The sequence below is a fragment of the Stenotrophomonas sp. KH_052 genome, from assembly GCF_057838755.1.
Map to the genome: position 1 here is coordinate 928,923 of NZ_CM174475.1, position 20,359 is coordinate 949,281.

The following is a 20,359-nucleotide window of genomic DNA, read 5'->3' on the forward strand; positions in this document are numbered from 1 at the left end:
GGTTGCGGTAGTGCCGGCCGCTGGCCGGCAACCTCGACCAGACAACCGGAGTTTCCGAAACCCCGCGACCCACGTCGCGGGGTTTTTTCATGCCCGGCCCGGCCCGGTGCGCCGAACAGGTATCATCCCTGTTCCGCGTACTTCACAGGATGTGAACGAAACGCGGAAACCTCCTCCCCCAGGACCCCTTGCACGCATGCGCATCCTGCTTGCCCGCCACGGCGAAACGCCGTGGAACGCCGAAGGCCGCTACCAGGGCCAGATCGATATTCCGCTTTCGCCGATCGGTGAAGCCCAGGCCCAGGCACTGGGTGCCCGCCTGGCTTCGGTGGACATCACCCGTGCCGTCGCCTCGCCGCTGTCGCGCGCCCAGCGCACCGCACAGCTGGCGCTTGGCGCCGCGCGTGCCGACATGCTGCTGACCGAGCCGGAGCTGCAGGAAATCGCCCACGGTGAGTGGGAAGGCCTGCTCGCCAGCGAGATCAACGAAAAGGATCCGTCGCGCCTGCAGGCCTGGCGCGAGGAGCCCGATACCGTGCTGATGCCCGGCGGCGAATCGCTGCGCCTGGTGCTGGAACGCAGCTGGCGTGGCCTGGCCCGTGCTACCGAAGGCCTCGGCGAGCACGACACGCTGCTGGTGGTTGCGCACGATGCGGTCAACCGCGTGATCCTGTGCAAGGTGCTGGGCCTGCCGATTTCCCGCCTGTGGACCTTCCGCCAGGCACCGACCACGCTCAACCTGCTCGAAGGCGCCGATCTGGACAGCCTGGAAGTGGTGCGCCTGAACGACTGCGCCCACCACACGCCGTTCTTCGGCGAAGCCAAGCACCGCGCTCTCTGATCCATCCCATCGAACCACCTGTTTCTGCTGGAACCGCTGCCGTGACGAACACCCCGACCACCCTGGCCGATTGGCTGGATTACATTGAACGCCAGCACCCGGCGACTATCGACATGGGACTGGAGCGCGTGCGCACCGTCGCCACCGCGATGGGCCTGAGTGCACCGGCCGGGCGCACCATCGTGGTCGGTGGCACCAACGGCAAGGGTTCCACCGTGGCCTTCATCGAGGCCATCGCGCGTGCTGCCGGCTGGAAGGTCGGCGCGTACACGTCGCCGCACCTGCTGCGCTACAACGAGCGCGTGCGCATCGATGGCCAGGATGTCGACGATGCGGCGCTGGTTGCTGCGTTCAATGCTGTCGAAGCCGCGCGCGGCGACACCACGCTGACCTATTTCGAGTACGGCACGCTCGCTGCGCTGCAGCTGTTCGCCGACGCCGGGCTGGATCTGGCCGTGCTGGAAGTGGGCCTGGGTGGCCGCCTGGATGCGGTCAACATCGTCGACGCCGATGTATCGGTGATCACCACCGTGGACATCGATCACGCCGAATGGCTGGGCGATGACCGCGAAGCGATCGGCACCGAGAAGGCCGGCATCATCCGCGGCTGGAAGCCGGTGATCCTGGGTGAGACTGATCCGCCATCGAGCGTGCTGGCGCGAGCCTACCTGGTCGGTGCCAACGCGATCCGCGGCGGCAGCGACTACTTCTACGAACCGATCGATGCCGAGCGCTGGCGCTGGCGCGATGTCGGTACCCGCCTGGAGCTGCCGACCCCTGCGCTGGCCGGGCCGATCCAGCTGGCCAATGCTGGTGCCGCGATCGCTGCACTGCGTGCGCTGGACAAGCCGGTGCCGCGCGCGGCGTGGGCCGAAGGCGTGGCCGCCGCCCGCATCGCCGGCCGCCTGCAGGCGTTCGAGCGCGATGGCGTGCAGATCCGCGTCGACGTCGGCCACAACCCGCAGGCGGCCGGCCAGCTGGCGCGCGCGCTGAAGGCCGAGGCGGTACCTGGCCGTACCCTGGCGGTGTACGCCGCGCTGCAGGACAAGGACGCGGCGGGCGTGGTGCAGGCGCTGCAGGACGTAGTGGGCGAGTGGACCCTGGCAAGCCTGGATGGCCCGCGCGGGCAGAGCGCGGCGCAGCTGCAGGCACGTCTGGCCGATACCGCTGCCGCCACCGCACAGCTGTCCGACAGCGTCGAACAGGCCCTGGTGCAGGTGCTGGCCCAGGCCCGGCGTGGCGACCGGGTGCTGGTGTTCGGCTCGTTCCATACCGCCGCCGCGGCCCTGAAGTGGCTGCGGGACCCGGCCTGATCCACGTTCAGCCAACGCCGACGCCGTCCGGTCCGGCACCCGTATAATCGACCGCAACCCCCGGACAGTTGCCTGCCTCACGTGGATACGCCTCTGAAACAGCGTCTGATTGGTGCCATCGTGCTGGTAGCGCTGGCCGTGATTTTCCTGCCGATGCTGGTCAAGGGGCCGGCCCCGGACAGTGGCGTGGCCAATGTGCCGATCGCCGCGCCGGATGCGCCAGCCGATGGCCAGTTCGAAACCCGCGAACTGCCGCTGGTTGCGCCGGCGGGCGGTGCCACCGGCCTGCAGACCGGCCAGGCCAAGCCGCTGCCGGATGCTGCCGCGCCGGCCACGCCGCCGACAGTGGACACCTCGCCTGCGGTGGCCGCCGGCAACTACGCGGTCACCTTCGGTGCGTACGGCAGCAAGGCCGACGCCGAGGCGGTGATCGCCTACCTGAAGCGTTCGCAGCTGCCGGGCTTCGCTGAGAGCGCCACCATCAACGGCCGCCAGGCATGGCGCGTGCGGGTCGGGCCGTATGCTGACCGCGCCCAGGCCGAGGCGGCCCGGCTGCAGGCGGTAAAGATCCGCGCCGATGTGAAGGCTGAGGTCATTGCCCTGGATGCGGCGACGGGCAGCAACGCTGCAGTTGCCGCCATCCCGGCGCCTGCGCCGGCGAGTGCGAGCACCCCGGCGGCGGCCACCGCGCCGTCGGCCACTGGCAATCCGGTGCGCAGCGAAAGCCTGCCGCCGAGCACGCCGACCGCCACCACCACCCCGGTGGCCAAGCCGGAACCGCCGAAGCCGGCACCGAAGCCGGAAGCCAAGCCTGAGCCCAAGCCGGAAACCGCGGCCAGCAAGCCGGCGACGGCGCCGACCACACCGGCAGCACCTGCCGCCAGCGGCGTCGGCTTTGCCGTACAGCTGGGCGCGTTCGGTCAGGCCAACGATGCCAATGCCCTGCGCGACAAGGTCCGCGCCGCTGGCTTCAGCGCCTTTGTCGAACAGGTGCGCACTGAAAAGGGCACCCTGCATCGTGTCCGCGTCGGACCGGTGGCCAACCGCGCCGACGCCGAACAGCTGAAGGCGCAGGTCGCCGCCAAGGTCGGCGTGGCCGGCATGGTGCGACCGCACCCATGACCCACGCGCAGCCCCGTTGCCAGCGCCGCCGAAGGAGCGGGGCGCCATGATCGACGTGGTGCTGCTGATCGTGATCGCCGCCTCGGCCCTGCTTGGGATGCTGCGCGGCTTCGTCGGCATCGTCATCGGCACCCTGTCGTGGCTGCTGGCCGCGTGGGCCGCCTTCGCCTTCGGCAATGACGCGGCCCACTGGTGGGCCGCACCGGCTGCACCGGGTGGCGAGCACTTCGTCGGTGGCTACCTGGGGGTCGGCATCGGCGTGATGATCGTGGTCGCGGTGATCGGCATGGTCATCAAGGCCCTGGTCCATCGCAGCATGCTGACCAGCCTGGACCGCCTGCTGGGCGGGGTGCTGGGCGTTGTCCGTGGCGGCCTGATCGCCGCGATCCTGCTGCTGCTGGGCAGTTTCACCCCGCTGACCGCCGAGCCGTCCTGGCAGCGTTCGGCGGTGCGCCCGCTGCTGAACCCCACCGTGGCCTGGATGAACAGCAAGCTGCCGCACTGGCAGGTTCCCGGGGCCGATCTGCTGCCCAAGGCCTTGCCGACCGACGCGCTGTCCCCATCTGCATTGATGGAGTTGGGCAAGAACGCAGGCGCCGGGTTGGGAAAGCCGGGCGCGGCAGGCGATAATGGCATCCTCAACCAGGTAGTGGCAGGCAGCGGATGGCTGCGGCCTGCGAAAGCGGAACAGGGCGATTCCTACGATCCGGCCGAAGTGCGTCCGGACGCCCCAGCACTGCCGGACAGTATCGAGCCGGGCGATCCGGCCAATGTCGACCGCGCGCGCGGCGACCACCGCGGCCAGGTACGGCCACCTTCCTTGTAACTGGGCACAGCCCAGCGGAGACCTCGCACCATGTGTGGCATCGTCGGAATCGTCGGCAACCAGAACGTCGCCGGGCAGTTGTATGACGGCTTGACCGTTCTCCAGCATCGCGGCCAGGATGCGGCGGGCATCGCCACCGTCAATGGCAGCCGCCTGCGGGTGCAGAAGGCCACGGGCCTGGTCCGCGATGTGTTCGATGCACGCACCATGTCCACCCTGGAAGGCAGCGTCGGCATCGCCCATGTGCGTTACCCGACCGCGGGCTCGGAAGGCATGGACGAGGCACAGCCGTTCTATGTCAATTCGCCGTACGGCATCGCGCTGGCCCACAACGGCAACCTGATCAACACCGAGGCGCTGCGCCAGCAGGTGTTCGAGCAGGACCGCCGCAACGTCAACACCGATTCGGACAGCGAAGTGCTGCTGAACGTGTTCGCCTACGAACTGGAGCAGCAGCGCCAGCTCAGCCCGGAAGCCGCGATCCGCGCGGTGGCCGGCGTGCACCGTCGCTGCAAGGGCGGCTATGCGGTGGTCAGCGTGGTGCTGGGCCTGGGCCTGGTCGCCTTCCGCGACCCGCATGGCATCCGTCCGCTGGTGCTGGGCAAGCGCAGCCACGCCGAAGGCGATGAGTACATCGTGGCTTCCGAATCGGCCGCGCTGGACGTGCTGGGCTTCCAGCGCGTGCGCGACGTGCAGCCGGGCGAAGCGCTGGTGATCACCGCGCGTGGCGAGCTGTTCTCGGAGATCTGCGCCGAGCCGGCCGAGCACACCCCGTGCATCTTCGAATACGTGTACTTCGCGCGCCCGGATTCGATGATCGACAACGTCTCGGTGCACAAGGCGCGCATGCGCATGGGCATCAAGCTGGGCGAGAAGATCCTGCGCCTGCGCCCGGACCACGACATCGACACCATCATCCCGATTCCGGATACCTCGCGCGATGCCGCGCTGGAGATCTCCAACGTGCTCGGGGTGAAGTACCGCGAAGGCTTCATCAAGAACCGCTACATCGGCCGCACCTTCATCATGCCGGGCCAGGGCGAACGGGTGAAGTCGGTGCGCCGCAAGCTCAACCCGATCCACCTGGAGTTCCGCAACCGCGTGGTGCTGCTGGTGGACGACTCGATCGTGCGTGGCACCACCAGCCAGCAGATCGTGCAGATGGCCCGCGATGCGGGCGCGCGCAAGGTCTACCTGGCCAGCGCCGCGCCGCCGGTGCGTTACCCGAACATCTACGGCATCGACATGCCAGCGGCCGAAGAGCTGGTCGCGCACAACCGCACCGTGGAAGAGATCGAAGCCCACCTCGGCTGTGACTGGCTGATCTACCAGGACCTGGAAGACATGGAAGCGGCGGTGAGCGAGGGCAATCCGGCGCTGCGCAACTTCGATTCGTCCTGCTTCAATGGCCATTACCCGACCGGCATCGAGCCGGGCTACTTCGAGCGCATCCAGCAACTGCGTTCGGATGACGCCAAGCACAAGCGCCGCGCCTGAGGTCCAGGCGTGGTTGACGTGCCCGACGTCGGAGGCGATCTGCTGCGCGCCGCGCAGCAGTGCCTGGCGGAAGCCGACCCGCTGCGCAAGGTCGCGCTGACCCAGGCTTATGCGGCCGCGTTCCGTGCCGGCCGCCTGAAGGTGGCGGCCGATGCGCCGTCGCCGGAGCCGATCCGCATGCCGGGCCGGCCGGCGAAGCTGGTGCTGGTGCATCCGCGCGAAGTGCCGCGGCGCGGACTGGGCGGGGTGGAAGGGCGTGCCGCCTTCATCCACGCCATCGCCCATATCGAACTCAACGCGATCGACCTGGCCTGGGATGCGGTGTATCGCTTCCGTGGCCTGCCGTCGGCGTTCCATGCCGATTGGGTGAGTTGTGCCGACGACGAATCGCGGCACTTCATGCTGCTGCGCGAACGCCTGCAGGCACACGGCCATGATTACGCCGATTTCCCCGCGCACAACGGCCTGTGGGAAATGTGCGAAAAGACTGCGCATGACGGTCTGGCACGCATGGCATTGGTGCCGCGGGTACTGGAAGCACGTGGCCTGGACGTGACTCCGGGCATGATCGAGAAACTGCGCAATGTCGGTGACGCTGAAACCGCCGACGTGCTGGAGGTGATCCTGCGTGAGGAAGTGGCGCACGTCGCTGCGGGTTCGCGCTGGTTCCGCTGGCATTGCGACCGTGCCGGTATCGAGCCGCGCGCACGCTTCAAGGAGCTGCTGGTCGAATACGCTGGCGGCTATCTGTATGGCCCCTTCAATCTGGAAGCGCGCCTGCTGGCCGGCTTCGATGCTGACGAACTGGCCAACCTGGTCGAGCAGGCCGGCTGAAAAAAGGGACGGAGGGGATTAAGTCGTTTGTGCCTCAAACGACTTAATCCCCTCCGTCCCTTTTCTGCTTCACCCGTTTGGCAGCACCACGCGTCTGCCATCCACGGTCGGCCGGTTGATGTAGAACAGGCCGGGCCCTGGCCGGTAGGGCAGTTCGCTCACCCCGGCATCGGCGGCATAGGTCAGTGCGGTATCGCCCAGTGCATCGAAGTTCCAGTGCGCCGACTGCATCAGGTAGCGCCGTCGCAGCAGTGCCTCCTGGGTCGGGGTCAGCGCCTGTCCGGCCACCAGTCGCCGTGCGATCGGCAGCAGCGCGGAGGGGAGCGCCCAGCCTGGAACATCGGCTGCATCGGCACGCCACTGCACGCCGGCATCGCGTGCGTGCTGCTGCATCACCTGCAGGGCAATCAGCTGGTACCGCCAGTCGATGCGCCGGCGCAGCACCACCGCAGCAGTCACGTACAGCACCGGTGACAGCAGGACGCTGCGGCTGCCTGCACGACGCTGCTGTTGCCACTGGTGCCAGACATCGACCCACACTTCCTTCTGGTCCGCGCCCAGCTGTTGCCGCCAGCGCTCGGCATCGGCCTGCGCTTCGGCATAGGCCGTGGTCGCCTGCAGTACCGTCAGGGGCGGTATCTGGTAATCGGCAACGGCCGTGCGACGCAGCTGCTGCCGACGCGGACGACTGAGCAGCTTGGGGCCTTCTTCGATCTGGTTGTAGCCACCGCCGATGTTGGCGTGCACGCCCGGTAGTGCGATTTCAGTGAAGGGAGGGGCCACGCTGGTGAGTGGATAGTGCTGGCGATGTTCGTCGCGTGCGCTCAACTGCAGCACCTGACCGGCGATGCCCGTACGCAGCGCGAGTCGTGGCTGTTCGTCGGCGCGGCCGCCATTGACTGCAACCACGGTGTCGAACAGGCCGATGAAGCGCAGTGCCGGTGTTGCGGCAGCGAAGTCACCGGCACAGGCCAGGCCGGACGACTGCAGCAGTTGCCGCCAGCGTGCGTTGTCCCAGGCCTGCAACTGGTTGGCGATATCGCGTGCAGCGGCGGCACCGCGCGAATAGCCGAACAGGTCCAGCTGCACGCGCCGCAGCGGTTGCCGCCAGCGTGTGGACAGCTCGGTCAGCGCGACCGGCAGCAGCACCTGCAGCGCGCGTTGCACTTTCGCCCGCACACCGCTGGCGCCGATACCGAAGGCCAGGCCGATCAGGTCGTCGTCTGCATCGTCGCGGGTGCCGACGCCTTCCACATAGATCGACAGCGATGCAGTCGCCAGCGTATCGCGGCGACTATCCGGGTACAGCTGCTGCAGACGGGCGATGTTGGTCAGGCCGTTGTCGTAGCTGCTGGTCAGCCGGCTCTGGTAGGTCGAATCGTCGTCGGCGCGCAGCTGGGCCGGGCGTGGCTGTGGCAGCTGCGGGCGACCGCGTTCCAGATTGTGTGCGTTGTTGCGGGTGCCATCGAAGAACAGGCCGATCCGCAGCAAGCCGACATCTTCGTCCGTGTCCTGCGGTGGTGCCATGTGCATTCCCCGTCGTGGCTGCGTCACGGTAGCGCGAAAGCGGTGTGTTGGCGAAGTGTAGTGACGCTTTTGACCTGACTGAACGCAGATGCGGTCGATCACAGTTCCTGATTTTCATTCCCATCTTCTATTGAATTCACACGACCCGCGCAGGCCAGATGGCCAGACCCGGCAAACCCGGGCGTGCTGCATCCACGCTGTTCACATCATTCAAGGAGCGACGCAATGTTGTCCAGATCGATTGGCAAAGCGGCAGGTGGCCTGGTGTTGGGATTGTCGGTGGCGGCGGCTGCGCATGCCGCACCGTTGTTCGAGCCGGTGACGGTACTCAGCCGTGCAGCGGCAGGCAGTGAACCCGCCTTGGGGAAACTGCTGGCGACGCCGTCCACGGCGACGGTGCAGGAAGTACGTGTGGATGCGGCGGCCACCGCGCAGCCGCAGCTGGAGTTCGAGCTGCTCGGCCAGCGCGTACAGGCGGTGCGCAGCAAGGTCGAGTCGCTGCCCGATGGCGGCAGCATCTGGTATGGCCAGTTCCGCTCGCCGTCCGACCGGCTGACCGCTGCCACTTCGAACGGTCAGGATGATCCCGGCAATTCAGTGATCCTGGTGCGTTCGGGCAACACCCTCACCGGTTCGATCCGCAAGGACGGCAAGCTGTACCGGCTGCGTCCGCTGGGCAACCGCCATGTGCTGGTGGAAGTGGACGAGTCGCGGATGCCGGCCGACCATCCGGCCGACTACAACCAGCTGCCGAAGATTCCGATGGGCAACAACGATCGCATCGGCATCGCGCAGGCCTCGTCCGGTACGCCGGCGACCATCCGCGTGCTGGTAGTGGCGACCAACGCTGCCGTCGCAGCCTACGGCGGCAACATGCAGTCGCTGGTGCAACTGGCGGTAGCCGAATCCAACCAGGGCTACGTCAACAGCAACGTTGGCATCACCCTGCAGCTGGCTGGCTACGAGACCACCAGCTACACCGAGTCGGGCAACTTCACCACCGACCTGACCCGCTTCCGCAACACCAGCGACGGCTACATGGACAGCATCCATACCAGCCGTAACAACACCGCTGCCGACGTCGGCGTACTGCTGATCAACAACACCAGCTATTGCGGGTTGGCCTCGGGCATCGGTTCCACCGCATCGACCGCGTTTGCCGCGGTGTACTGGGATTGCGCCACCGGCTACTACTCGTTCGCCCATGAAATCGGCCACCTGCAGAGTGCACGGCACGACATCGCCAGTGATCCCAGCACCTCGCCCTACGCCTATGGCCACGGCTATCGTTATGAGCCGGCGAGCGGATCGCGCTGGCGCACGATCATGGCCTATGACTGCTCGGCCGGCTGCCCGCGGCTGAACTACTGGTCCAATCCGAACATCAGTTACAACGGTGTGCCGATGGGCATCGCCAGCAGTGCCGACAACCAGCGCGTGCTGGTCAACACCAAGGCCACCATCGCGGCCTTCCGCTGAGTCCAGGCGCCGACCAGGGTCGGCGTCTACCAGGGCGCGTGCACCTGCTCTGGTAGATGCCAACCTTGGTTGGCACCCTGTGATCCATCATTCGCGGCTGAGCGTGTCCAGGGTCCAGCCATTGGCGTCCACGCGCAGCACCGAACCCTGTTCGTACCAGTCGCCCAGCACGATACGGGTGCAGGCACGGCCACCGGCCTGCAGTGCATGGATGGCCGGGCGATGGGTGTGGCCGTGGATCATGGTGTCCACGCCGTGGCGCACGAAGGTGGCATCGACTTCGGCCGGGGCCACGTCGGTCACGTTCTCGAACGTCGCACGATCACCCTGCTTCATTTCCGACTGGCGGGCCTGGCTGGTTTCGCGGGCCTTCTGTGCGAACGCGATGCGCGCGGCCAGCGGCTGCGACAGGAACTGCGCCTGGAACGCGGGATCGCGTGTCTGTGCGCGGAACTGCTGGTAGGGAATGTCATCGGTGCACAGCAGGTCGCCGTGCTGCAGCAGCACCGGGCGGCCGTACAGCTCGATCACGCACGGGTCGGGCAGGATGCGCAGGCCGGCGCGGCGTGCGTAGTCCTCGCCGAGCAGGAAATCGCGGTTGCCTCGGATGAAGTATGCAGGCACGCCGCTGTCGGTCAGCACCTTCAACGCATCGGCCACCGCATCGGCGGCGGGCGAGGGGGTGTCGTCGCCGATCCAGGCTTCGAACAGGTCGCCGAGGATGTACAGCGCATCGGCGGTGGGCGCCTGCTCGCGCAGGAAGCGCAGGAACAGGTCGGTGATCTCCGGACGGCTGGGGTCCAGGTGCAGGTCGGAAATGAACAGCGTGGTCATGCCTGCATTCTAGGGCATCCGCCCGCCGGGGATGCCGCTGCGCTCGCCGGGCGCGGCCCGGCGCTACCAAGGGACCGCTGCGCTCGCTGGGCCTGGCCCGGCGTTGCCCGGGAATCGTGTGCTGACCGGTAGCGCCGGGCCATGCCCGGCGGAAAGCGCCTCACACCGGCAGCGGCAACCAGGCCAGGCTGGCCGCGGCCAGCAACGCGGCGATGCCGGTGGCAGCGAGGACGTCGCTGGGGTAGTGCAGGCCCAGCACCACCCGCGACAGCGCCACACCGACGGTGAACGGCACCAGCAGCGGTGCCAACCACGGGTAGTAGGCCAGTGCGACAATGGTGAAGGACACCGCGTGCAGGGTGTGCCCGGAGGGAAAGCTGAATTCGTCCAGCGGTGCCACCCAGGCGCGGATGCGCAGGTCGGCGGCATACGGGCGCGGGCGTCGGGTCCAGCGCTTCAGGCTCTTGTACAGCAGCAGCGCGGCCAGGCCGGTGGCGGCCATGTGCACCGAGGCGCGCAGGCCGTCGAAGCCGTCCAACACCACCAGCGCGCCCATCAGGACATACCAGAACACGCCATCGCCGAGCCGGCTGATGACCGAGAACAGGCGGCGCACGCGGCGGCGCCGGCAGTAGTGGTTGGCCCGCCGGCACAGCCGTGCTTCGCGGCCGGCCAGCAGCTCAAGCGGCGTGGTGCGCATGGCCGCTCCTCCGTGACTGGGCCAGCTCGGCCAGCAGGGCATCGAACTCGGCCACCACCTGCTGCGGATGCAGGCGTTTCATCGCCTGCGCGGCGTTGCTGCCCAGTGCGTGGCGCCGCGCATCATCAGCGGCCAGTTGCACCGCCGCTTCAATGAACTGCTCGTCGTTGTCCACCGCTGCGCCGTTCTCGCCGTTGCGCAGGTACTCGCGCGCGGCGCCGTAGTCGAAGGCCACGGTTGCCAGGCCGCTGGCCATGCTTTCCAGGGTCACGTTGCCAAAAGTCTCGCTGCGGCTGGGGAACAGGAACAGATCGCCGCTGGCGAAGTGTTGTGCCAGGGCATCGCCGCGCTGGATGCCGCAGAAGATGAAGTCGGGGTTTTCATGCGCCAGTTTCTCGCGGGCCGGGCCGTCACCGACCCACACGAAACGCGCCTTCGGCCGGATCTGCTGCAGCCGGCGGAACGCCTTCACGGCCAGCCCGAGGTTCTTTTCCGCGGCGATCCGCCCGACGTAGATCGCTACCAGGCCATTGCCGTCCACGCCCCATTCCTCGCGCAGCGCAGGGTCACGACGGCTCGGATCGAACTGCTGGCTGTCGACTGCGCGCGCCAGCAGGCGCACGCGTTCGAATCCCTGCTCGCCCAGGAACTGCTGCAGCTCGCGGGTCGGCACCAGGGTCGCATCGGCCTGGTTGTGGAAGCGGCGCATCCAGCGCATTGCCGCTGCCTGCAGCCAGGCCACGCCGTAGTCGGGCAGGTACTCGTCGAAGCGGGTGTGGAAGCCGCTGGCGACCGGGATGCCGAGGCGGCGCGCGGTGCGCAGTGCCGACCAGCCCAGCGGGCCCTCGGTGGCGACGTAGACCGCATCCGGGCGCTGCTGCTGCCAGTGGCGGCCAAGCCGGATCGGTGCCGGCAGGCCGAAGCGCAGGCCGGGGTAGCGCGGTAGTGCAGCGCCCGGGACCAGCAGGATGCCGGGTGCCGAATCCAGCGCTTCGCTGGCCTGGCGTGGCCGGATCAGGTCGATGTCATGCCCCGATGCGCGCAGTCCCTGTTCCAGGCCCTGCACGGTGAGGGCAACGCCGTTCACTTCCGGCGGATAGGTCTCGGTGACGATGGCATAGCGCATGGCGGGCCTCCGGGTTTCCGGCATGCTCGGGCCTGGCGATGTAGCCGATATGACCGCTTTGCGACCGCCAGATGACGTAGCCTTGGGCACATGAAACCACGGCCCCGAAGGGCCGTGGCGTAAACGCTCATGCTGTGCAGTGGATCAGAAGCGTTGCTGGTATTTCATGTAGATGAAACGGCCGATGTCAAAGCCGCCGTAGTAGGAGAAATTGGCACTCGGCTGGCTGTACATGACCGGACCCTGGCGGCCGAACACGTTGTTGGCGCCGACCGAAACCGTGGCATCCCACGGCAGGTTGTAGCGTGCCTGCACGTCGTGGAAGGTGACCGATCCGCGACGGTTGTAGTCACGCGTGCCACTGAACCACGGTGCGCGCTGGTCCGGGTGCGAGCATTCGTTCGGATAGTCCGCCAGGCCCAGGCAGCGTTCCTTCACTGCGGAGAAATAGCGCAGGCTCCATGTGAGGCCGAAGTCGCCACGCTCCCAGCCCAACGACGCGTTGGAACGCACGCGGAAGCCGATGCCCCCATTGGTGGCGATGCCATTGCTGGGAATCGGCGGCGAATCGGCGTCGTTGGTGGTCCGTTCCTCGGCGGCGACCACATAGGTGGTCTTCCAGTCCGCGCTCAGCGTGCCCCAGGACGTTTCGATCTTGTGGCCGACCTCCAGGTCATAGCCTTCGGCCTGGCGGAAGCCGCTGTTGCGGCTGCCATAGTTGAGCTTGTTGACGATGCCCAGTTCCGGATCGCGGGTGAAACTGCCGCAACGCTCGGCAATGCCCAACTCGTAGCAGTCACGAAGGATGTCGTTGGGGTGGTCGGCGACGATGGTGTTGTCGATGCGGATCTTCCACCAGTCCAGCGCGATGTTCAGCCCTTGGGCGAACGAGGGGCTCCAGACCAGGCCCAATGTGCGGCTGGTTGAGGTTTCCGGCTGCAGGTCGGGATTGGAGCCGTTGGTGAAGGGCAGGGGGGTCTGCCCGCTGCTGCCGGTGATCGGTTCATTGCCCTGGCCGAGCTGGCGGTAGCTGTTCGCATTGGCAATGTCGGCGGCGCAGCGTGCACGCACTTCCGGACTGCTGGCCGCAGCGCCGTAGACGGTGTCGCAGGGGTCACGGAAGCCGGTGGTGAAGGTCTCCGAACCACCGCCGTACAGGTTGGAAATGGTCGGTGCGCGGAAGCCCTGGGCCCAGGTGCCGCGGACCAGCAACTGGTCGATCGGCTTCCAGGTGAAGCCGAACTTGCTGTTGAGGGTACCGCCGAAGGTGGTGTAGTCCGAGTAGCGGGTCGCAGCGCTCAGGCTCAGCTCACGTGCACCGGCCAGGTCACGCAGCACCGGCACGCTCAGCTCCAGGTACGCCTCGTCGACACGATAGCCGCCGCCGGTAGGACCTGCGGCCAGGTTGGTGGTGGCGCCGGTCTGTGCCAGTGCATCGGGGATGAAACGTCCATCTTCGCGACGGCTCTCGGCACCGACGGCGAAGCCCAGCTCACCGGCCGGCAACGTGGCGAGGCTGCCGCTGAGGCTGGCGAACAGGTTGCGGGTGGTGGTACGGCCACGGGTGAGTTCTTCCGGGAACAGCCAGTCCTGCAGTTCCGGATTGCCGGTCAGGCCATAGGGATCATCCTGGCCATACGGAACCAGCGGGTTCCAGGGCTTGCAGCCGGCGATTGGCGCCTCCGGCGTACCGCATTCGACCTTGCCGGTTGCCGGGTTGTAGAACGAGGGGCCGGTGGCATCGGCAACGCGCTGCTTGTGCAGGTTGCCGGTAGCGCGCTGGATCAGTTCGCTGCGGTTGTACTGGTAGCCTGCTTCCCAATCGAAGTCACGACCGCCGAACGCGAAGCTGCCTTCGAATGCAGCAACACCCTGCCAGGTGGTCAGTTCGCTGACGCTGACGCGTGGAATCTCCCAGGTGCGGCGGTTCCAGTGCACGTCGCTGGGGCTTTCATAGCCATGGTGGCTGCCGAACGGGTTGAACCAGCTGTCGGCGGACATCGGCGTGATGCCGGCGGCAGCGGACTGGAACGGATAGCCCGCGATCTGGCGGGTGGTGGTGCGCCGGTTGTAGGCCAGCTGGGTGTTGAAGCGGACCTGCTCATTGAGATCCATGCGTGCGTCGACGAAGATCGAGTCGCGCTTGATCGGCGTCTGCAGATGCATCTGCTCGTTGCTGTTGCTGACATCACCGGTGAATGGCGTATTGTCGCTGAGGTGGAAACTGTCCGGGCCTCCCGGCTGGCTGCCACGGTCGAGCGAATAGCTGCAGCCGCGGCTGTTGCTGCAGCCTGGGCCCTTGAAGCCGGTGATGCGGCCCCACTGGCCGACCGTCGTCCAGCCATCGGCCGGATGACCGTCGGTGTAGGTGTAGGCACTGAAGCCACGGTCCTTCGCCCACACGCCCTTTTCTTCGACATGCTCGGCGGCGATGCTGATCGAAGCGCGTTCGTTCGACCAGCCGGCCACCACGTCGTACTGGGTGCGGGCGCCGTCGCCCTCGCTGTACTGGCCGTGGTAGACGCTGGCGGTCACGCCCTCGACGTTGCGGCGGGTGATGATGTTGACCACGCCGGCCATCGCATCGGAGCCGTAGATGGCCGAGGCGCCATCCTTGAGGACTTCCATGCGCTCCACGGCAGCGGCAGGAATGCTGGAGATGTCCTGGTAGCCGGAGGTGGTCATGCCCAGGCGCTTGCCATTGACCAGCACCAGGGTGCGCTGCGGGCCGAGGCCGCGCATGTCCACGTAGCTGCCACCAGAGGCCTCGCCCGCGCTGAGCGGGCTGGCACGGCTGAGGGCAGGGCTGCCGGTCGCGGTCAGGTTCTGCAAGATGTCGGCAACCGAGTTGAAGCCCTGTCGCTCGATGTCGGCACGGCTGATGGTCAGCACCGGTTGCGCGGTTTCCAGGTCGACCTGGCGGATGCGTGAGCCGGTGATCTCGATGCGGTCCAGCGTGGTGGCTTCCGGGGCCTGCTGGGCGAGTGCAGGAGCGGCCAATGCGGTGGTTGCGGTCATCGCCAGCACGCGGCGGATCGCCAACCCCAGTTCGGGAATACGGATGATCATGGGTCTCTCTCTCTTCGAAGTCTTCGGTGCGCTGCCAAGCCGGACGGCGCCAATACCACCGCAGGCGGTGGACGTTCGAACCTAGTGAAGGTCTGTCGGGAGAGGTATGGGAAACCGATGAAAATGCGCCGGGTGGTTATGTCGCTTCTGCACAAATCGACATGGAATCAGTCGATTGCCGAGGAGTCTGCGATGACTGAGGCAGAGGAACATGCATCTGTCCTGGGGTTTGGAAACGTCAATGGCGATGCAGATAACGTCAGACTGCGCGGGCCGAAAAAAACCACGGCCCCGAAGGGCCGTGGTCGTGGAGCGTCAACAGCGCGGATGGATCAGAAGCGCTGGGTGTACTTCATGTAGATGAAACGACCGATGTCGTAGCCGCCGTAGTACGAGAACACCGAGCGCGGCTTGGTGTACATGACCGGGCCCTGCTTGTCGAACACGTTGTTGGCGCCGACGGAGACGGTGGCGTCCCACGGCAGGTTGTAGCGGAACTGCACGTCATGGAAGGTCACCGCGCCACGCTCGTTGTAGTTGCGTGCGCCCTTGTACCACGGCGCGATCACGCCCGGATCCGAGCACTCGTCGGCGTACTTGGTCGGGTTGACGCACTGTTCCTTGACGCTGGAGTAGTAGCGCGCGGTCCAGCTCACGCCGAAGTTCTCCAGATCCCAGCCCACGGTCAGGTTGGAACGTACGCGGAAGCCGATGCCCGTGTTGGTCACGATGCCGTTGCTGACGGTAGGCACGATCGTGCTGTCGTTCGACGAGCGCGAGATGTCCTTGGCCACGTAAGTGGTCGACCACGAGGTGCTCAGCTTGCCGTAGTCGGTTTCCAGGCGGTACGACAGGTCCATGTCGTAGCCTTCGACCTCGGCGAAGCCGGCATTGCGGCCGCCGAACTTCAGGCCGGTGACGATGCCGTTGGACGGATTGCGGGTGAAGCGCGCGCAACGATCGGCCAGGCCCTGCTCGTAGCAGTCGATCAGGATCTGGTTCGGGCTGTCATCGACGATGGTGTCGTCGATGCGGATCTTCCACCAGTCCAGCGAGACATTGAGGTTGCTGACGAAGGTCGGGCTCCAGACCACGCCCAGGGTGCGGCTGGTCGAGGTTTCCGGCTTCAGGTTCGGGTTCGAACCACCGATGAACGGGGTCGGCGTAGCGGCGACCGAGCCTTCCGTCGGCTTGTTGCTGCTGTCCAGCTGGCGGAAGTTGGCGACATCAGCGATGTCCCTCGCGCAGCGGGCACGCACTTCGGCGCTGCTCTTGGCCGAACCGTACTTGCTGTCACACGGATCCGAGAAGTTGGCGAAGGTTTCCGAACCACCGCCGTACAGGTCGGAGATGGTCGGGGCACGGAAGCCCTGCGCCCAGGTACCGCGCACCAGCAGCTGGTCGATCGGCTTCCACTTGAAGCCGAACTTGCTGTTGAGGGTGTTGCCGAAGGTGTTGTAGTCCGAGAAGCGGGTCGCGGCGTTGAGGCTCAGCTCACGTGCGCCCGGCAGGTCGGCCAGCACCGGAACATTCAACTCCAGGTAGGCTTCCTTCACCTTGTACGAGCCACCGGTCGGGCCAGCGGCCAGGTTGGTGGTGGCACCGGTCTGGGCCAGCGCGTCCGGCACGAACTTGCCGGTTTCTTCGCGGTTTTCCACGCCGAAGGCAAAGCCCAGGTCACCGGCAGGCAGGGTGAACAGGCTGCCGCTGATGGTGGCGAAGGCGTTCTTGGAGGTGGTGCGGCCAGTCGCGTTCTCGGCCGGGAACAGCCAGTCCTGCAGGGCCTGGTTGTTGGTCATGCCATAGGGGCTGTCCACGCCGTACGGAACCAGCGGATTCCACGGCAGGCAGCCGGCGATCGGCGCACCCGGCTTGCCGCATTCGACCTTGCCGGTGCTGGCGTTGAAGTACGACGGACCGGTGGCGGCCTGTACGCGGCCCTTGTGCAGGTTGCCGGTGGTGTGCTGGCGCAGCTCGTTCTTGTTGTACTGGTAGCCCACTTCCCAGTCGAAGTAGCGCTCACCGATCTCGAACGAGCCGTCGAACGCGGCCACCGCGCGGTAGGTCTTCAGTTCGCTGGTGCTGGTGCGCGGCAGCTCCCACAGGCGACGGTTCCACTTCACTTCGGTCGGCGTGGCATAGCCATGCTGGTTGCCGAACGGGTTGAAGTAGCTGTCGATCGACATCGGGTTGATCTTGGCGACGTCGACATCGAACGGATAGCCGGCGGTGACGCGGGTCGAGCTGCGCTTGTTGTAGCCCAGTTCGGCCTTGAAGCGCACGTTGTCGGTGATGTTGGCCTGGCCCGAGAAGTACAGCGAATCACGCTTGATCGGATAGCTCAGGTGCATCTGATCATTGGTGTTGCTGACGTCACCGGTGAACGCGGTCGGATCGGTGAAGTGGTAGTTGGCCGGGTTGGTCGGGTCGCTGCCGCGGTTGAGTGCGTAGTTGCAGCCTTCCTTCGCATTGGTGCAGCCCGGGCCACCCTTCACGCCAAAGAACTGGCCCCACTGGCTGTTGGTGGTCCAGCCGTCGGTCGGGTGGCGGTCGGTGTTGCTGTAGCGGCTGAAGCCACGGTCACGCGCCCACACGCCCTTTTCTTCGGAGTGTTCGGCGGCGAAGGTGGCCGAGAAGCGGTCGTTGGACCAGCCGGCAACCACGTCGAAGCGATCACGTGCGCCGTCGCCTTCGCCGTACTGGCCATGGTAGACGTTGGCGGTGATGCCAGTGACGTTGGTGCGGGTGATGATGTTGATCACGCCGGCCATCGCGTCGGAGCCGTAGATGGCCGAGGCGCCGTCCTTCAGGACTTCAATGCGCTCCACTGCCGACACCGGCAGGGTCGACACGTCCTGGAAGCCGGAGGTGCTGATGCCCAAGCGCTTGCCGTTGACCAGCACCAGCGTGCGCTGGGTGCCGAGGTTGCGCATGTTGACGTAGGTACCACCGGCGTCTTCACCAGCCGACAGCACGTTGGCGCGGCTGATGGTCGGGCTGCCCATTGCGGTGACGTTCTGCAGGATGTCCGATACCGAGCTGAAGCCCTGGCGTTCGATGTCCAGGCGGGACAGGGCCAGCACCGGCTGGGCGGTTTCGACGTCGACCTGGCGGATGCGCGAACCGGTGATCTCGATGCGATCCAGGGTGGTCGGTGCAGCGTTGCTGCTCTGGGCGAAGGCGGGCAGGGCAGCCAGCGTTGCGGTGGTCGCCAGGGCGTAACGGATGGCCTGGCCCAGCGCGGTGGTACGTGAAGTCATTAACGATCTCTCTCTCAGGTCGTACACGAGACGCCACTCCGGGCGTCGATGAAGCCGGTCGTTAATCAGACCGACGACCGATAGTAGTCTCGTTGGTTAATGTCCTGTAAAGAGACCGTGTCGAAATTTGTCGTTTCTCATCACGTCATTTCACGAAAAATGAACAAAAGCAGATGCTTAAGTTGTTGACGTGGGCGTGCAGGTCGCTTTCAACTGCTGCGATGCAGCAGGAATTGCGCGAAAAACGCGCAGAACGCGGCGCGTAATGACGCGCCTGTCCTGGGGTGTGGGGGGTCAGGCCACGAACGGACGGAACTGGATGCCCAGGCCGGCGATGCCGTCGGTTTCGCCGATCAGGTCGGCCCGCAGCAGCGGGCGGGCATCGATGAACGCCTGCGGCACGATCAGCGACAGCCGGTTGTCGTCCGCGGTCAGCTCCAGCCCCGGCATCGGGTCGTCCTCGTGGGCGCGGTTGAGCAGCACCGCCAAGCGCAGCAGCGCGGCCAGCCTGCGCGCGGTCTGCAGCAGGCGTTCGGGCAGGGCATCGAAGGCGGTCTTGGTCACGCTGCGGCGGTGGCTGCGCACCAGCGCGGCCAGCATCTGCTGTTCCTGCCGCGAGAAGCCGGCGATATCCGAGTTCTCCAGCACGTAGCTGCCATGCACGTGGTAGCCGCTGTGGGCGATCATCAGCCCCAGCTCGTGCAGGCGCGCGGCCCAGCCGAGCATGCGTGCGTCGTCGGCGTCGAGCTTCCAGCGTTCCTGCACCTGCTCCAGCAGCGACAGCGCGGTGTCCTGCACGCGGTCGGCCTGCACGGTGTCGATGCCATAACGCTGGGTCAGCGCAGTGACCGATTCGTCACGCAGGTCGTTTTCGCCAGCGCGGCCGACGATGTCGTAGAGGATGCCTTCGCGCATCGCCGCCTTGCTGACCAGCAGCTTCTGCAGGCCCAGTGCCTGGAAGGCGGCCTCCAGCACCAGGATGCCGCCGGCGATGATCGGGCGGCGGTCGCTGGACAGGCCCGGCAGTTCGATGTCGTCGATCTTCTTGGCTTTCAGCAGTTCGTCGCGCAGCTGCGGCAGGGCTTCGGCGGTGATCGCGCCCTTGCTCAGCTTCATGGTCGCGCAGATTTCGCTGATCGCCTTGTGCGTTCCCGATGAACCCAGTGCTTCCTGCCAGCCCAGCGCCCGGTACTTGCTGGCGAAGGGCTGGAACTCGCGGCCGATCTCGGCCAGTGCATCTTTCCAGCGTTTCTTGCTCAGCTTGCCACCCGGGAAGAAACGACGGGTGCTGGCGATGCAGCCGGCCTGCAGGCTTTCGCGCTCCAGGGTCTGCATGCCCATGCCGATGATGAATTCGGTGGAGCCGCCGCCGATGTCGATCACCAGCCGGCGCTGGCCGGGCTTGGGTGGCTGCGCGTGGGCCACGCCCAGATAGATCAGGCGCGCCTCTTCGCGGCCGCTGACCACTTCGATCGCATGCCCGAGCGCGGTCTCGGCCGGAACCAGGAACGATTGCGGCGAGCGCAGCTGACGCACGGTATTGGTGGCCAGCGCGCGTACCTGGTGCGGCGGCACATTGCGGATGCGTTGGCCGAAACGGGCCAGGCACTCCAGCGCGCGCTGTCGCGCGGCGGCGGAAAGTCCACCCTTGCCATCCAGGCCATCGGCCATGCGCACCGTTTCGCGCAGGCGGTCGATCACCCGCAGCTGGCCGAGCGTGTAGCGCGCGATGACCATGTGGAAACTATTGGAGCCAAGGTCGATGGCGGCCAGCAGGTCGCCATCCTGCAATGCGGGCGGAGTCGTGGTGGTATGCGGCATGGACGAATGTTAGCCGAAGGGGCGGTGTGCTCGTCACCGCGCGACCTTCACATTTTGGAAGAGGGGAGTGCGGCAGGGCTGCGCCCTGCACCTGCCGAATCAACGGCAAC

14 protein-coding genes are annotated in these 20,359 nt (G+C 66.5%); 7 read left to right on the forward strand and 7 right to left on the reverse strand.

All coding sequences use genetic code 11. The features are described from left to right. Positions 1-196 precede the first annotated feature (196 nt). The 6 genes from AC3ITW_RS04170 (at position 197) to AC3ITW_RS04195 (ending at position 6,433) form a co-directional block, all read left to right on the forward strand. Positions 197-841, forward strand: coding sequence for a histidine phosphatase family protein (locus tag AC3ITW_RS04170; protein ID WP_010483945.1), 645 nt, complete (start codon positions 197-199; stop codon positions 839-841). A gap of 41 nt (positions 842-882) precedes the next feature. Next, positions 883-2,154 carry a bifunctional tetrahydrofolate synthase/dihydrofolate synthase gene (gene folC / locus AC3ITW_RS04175; RefSeq protein WP_100434114.1) on the forward strand — a complete coding sequence of 424 codons (1,272 nt, stop codon included), beginning with the start codon at positions 883-885 and terminating at the stop codon, positions 2,152-2,154. 81 nt (positions 2,155-2,235) lie between these two features. Continuing rightward, positions 2,236-3,276 (forward strand): SPOR domain-containing protein, encoded by a 1,041-nt coding sequence (locus AC3ITW_RS04180; RefSeq protein ID WP_100434115.1) that lies wholly within the window; start codon positions 2,236-2,238, stop codon positions 3,274-3,276. A gap of 46 nt (positions 3,277-3,322) precedes the next feature. Further along, the gene (locus AC3ITW_RS04185; RefSeq protein WP_004145964.1) at positions 3,323-4,102 is read left to right on the forward strand and encodes a CvpA family protein; all 780 of its coding nucleotides are present in this window, start codon (positions 3,323-3,325) and stop codon (positions 4,100-4,102) included. Positions 4,103-4,132: 30 nt separating this feature from the next. Next, positions 4,133-5,599, forward strand: coding sequence for an amidophosphoribosyltransferase (gene purF, locus AC3ITW_RS04190; protein ID WP_012510177.1), 1,467 nt, complete (start codon positions 4,133-4,135; stop codon positions 5,597-5,599). 9 nt (positions 5,600-5,608) lie between these two features. Then, entirely contained in the window at positions 5,609-6,433 is an 825-nt protein-coding gene (locus AC3ITW_RS04195; protein ID WP_012510178.1) for a ferritin-like domain-containing protein, read from the forward strand. 69 nt (positions 6,434-6,502) lie between these two features. On the opposite strand, the gene AC3ITW_RS04200 is transcribed toward AC3ITW_RS04195, so the two are convergent. Then, positions 6,503-7,960, reverse strand: coding sequence for a T6SS phospholipase effector Tle1-like catalytic domain-containing protein (locus tag AC3ITW_RS04200; protein ID WP_004145981.1), 1,458 nt, complete (start codon positions 7,958-7,960; stop codon positions 6,503-6,505). A gap of 225 nt (positions 7,961-8,185) precedes the next feature. Between AC3ITW_RS04200 and AC3ITW_RS04205 the strand changes: the two genes are divergently transcribed. After that, entirely contained in the window at positions 8,186-9,439 is a 1,254-nt protein-coding gene (locus AC3ITW_RS04205; protein WP_004145983.1) for a zinc-dependent metalloprotease, read from the forward strand. A gap of 87 nt (positions 9,440-9,526) precedes the next feature. Here AC3ITW_RS04205 and lpxH read toward each other — a convergent pair whose 3' ends face one another. The 6 genes from lpxH to ppx all read right to left on the reverse strand — a co-directional run bounded on the left by lpxH (position 9,527) and on the right by ppx (position 20,249). Beyond that, a complete protein-coding gene (gene lpxH, locus AC3ITW_RS04210; RefSeq protein ID WP_012510181.1) occupies positions 9,527-10,273 on the reverse strand; it encodes a UDP-2,3-diacylglucosamine diphosphatase in 747 nt (248 codons plus the stop codon). 160 nt (positions 10,274-10,433) lie between these two features. Further along, entirely contained in the window at positions 10,434-10,973 is a 540-nt protein-coding gene (locus AC3ITW_RS04215; RefSeq protein WP_004145998.1) for a phosphatase PAP2 family protein, read from the reverse strand. Continuing rightward, positions 10,954-12,099, reverse strand: a complete 1,146-nt coding sequence (locus AC3ITW_RS04220) for a glycosyltransferase family 4 protein (RefSeq protein ID WP_004145999.1) — start codon at positions 12,097-12,099, stop codon at positions 10,954-10,956. Before AC3ITW_RS04220 ends, AC3ITW_RS04215 begins: the two co-directional genes overlap by 20 nt. Before the next feature lie 144 nt (positions 12,100-12,243). Continuing rightward, a complete protein-coding gene (locus AC3ITW_RS04225) occupies positions 12,244-15,168 on the reverse strand; it encodes a TonB-dependent receptor domain-containing protein (RefSeq protein WP_004146000.1) in 2,925 nt (974 codons plus the stop codon). Positions 15,169-15,500: 332 nt separating this feature from the next. After that, positions 15,501-18,428, reverse strand: a complete 2,928-nt coding sequence (locus AC3ITW_RS04230; protein WP_032968906.1) for a TonB-dependent receptor domain-containing protein — start codon at positions 18,426-18,428, stop codon at positions 15,501-15,503. Positions 18,429-18,722: 294 nt separating this feature from the next. Then, positions 18,723-20,249 carry an exopolyphosphatase gene (ppx, locus tag AC3ITW_RS04235; RefSeq protein ID WP_004146015.1) on the reverse strand — a complete coding sequence of 509 codons (1,527 nt, stop codon included), beginning with the start codon at positions 20,247-20,249 and terminating at the stop codon, positions 18,723-18,725. Between the last annotated feature and the right edge of the window lie 110 nt (positions 20,250-20,359).

What these genes read in the sequence shown, in the direction of transcription:
- AC3ITW_RS04200 (WP_004145981.1), bottom strand. Translation starts at nt 7,960, where the DNA reads ATGGCACCACCGCAGGACACGGACGAAGATGTCGGCTTGCTGCGGATC.
- AC3ITW_RS04170 (WP_010483945.1), top strand. Translation starts at nt 197, where the DNA reads ATGCGCATCCTGCTTGCCCGCCACGGCGAAACGCCGTGGAACGCCGAA.
- AC3ITW_RS04185 (WP_004145964.1), top strand. Translation starts at nt 3,323, where the DNA reads ATGATCGACGTGGTGCTGCTGATCGTGATCGCCGCCTCGGCCCTGCTT.
- ppx (WP_004146015.1), bottom strand. Translation starts at nt 20,249, where the DNA reads ATGCCGCATACCACCACGACTCCGCCCGCATTGCAGGATGGCGACCTG.
- purF (WP_012510177.1), top strand. Translation starts at nt 4,133, where the DNA reads ATGTGTGGCATCGTCGGAATCGTCGGCAACCAGAACGTCGCCGGGCAG.
- AC3ITW_RS04215 (WP_004145998.1), bottom strand. Translation starts at nt 10,973, where the DNA reads ATGCGCACCACGCCGCTTGAGCTGCTGGCCGGCCGCGAAGCACGGCTG.
- AC3ITW_RS04230 (WP_032968906.1), bottom strand. Translation starts at nt 18,428, where the DNA reads ATGACTTCACGTACCACCGCGCTGGGCCAGGCCATCCGTTACGCCCTG.
- AC3ITW_RS04205 (WP_004145983.1), top strand. Translation starts at nt 8,186, where the DNA reads ATGTTGTCCAGATCGATTGGCAAAGCGGCAGGTGGCCTGGTGTTGGGA.
- AC3ITW_RS04225 (WP_004146000.1), bottom strand. Translation starts at nt 15,168, where the DNA reads ATGATCATCCGTATTCCCGAACTGGGGTTGGCGATCCGCCGCGTGCTG.
- AC3ITW_RS04220 (WP_004145999.1), bottom strand. Translation starts at nt 12,099, where the DNA reads ATGCGCTATGCCATCGTCACCGAGACCTATCCGCCGGAAGTGAACGGC.
- lpxH (WP_012510181.1), bottom strand. Translation starts at nt 10,273, where the DNA reads ATGACCACGCTGTTCATTTCCGACCTGCACCTGGACCCCAGCCGTCCG.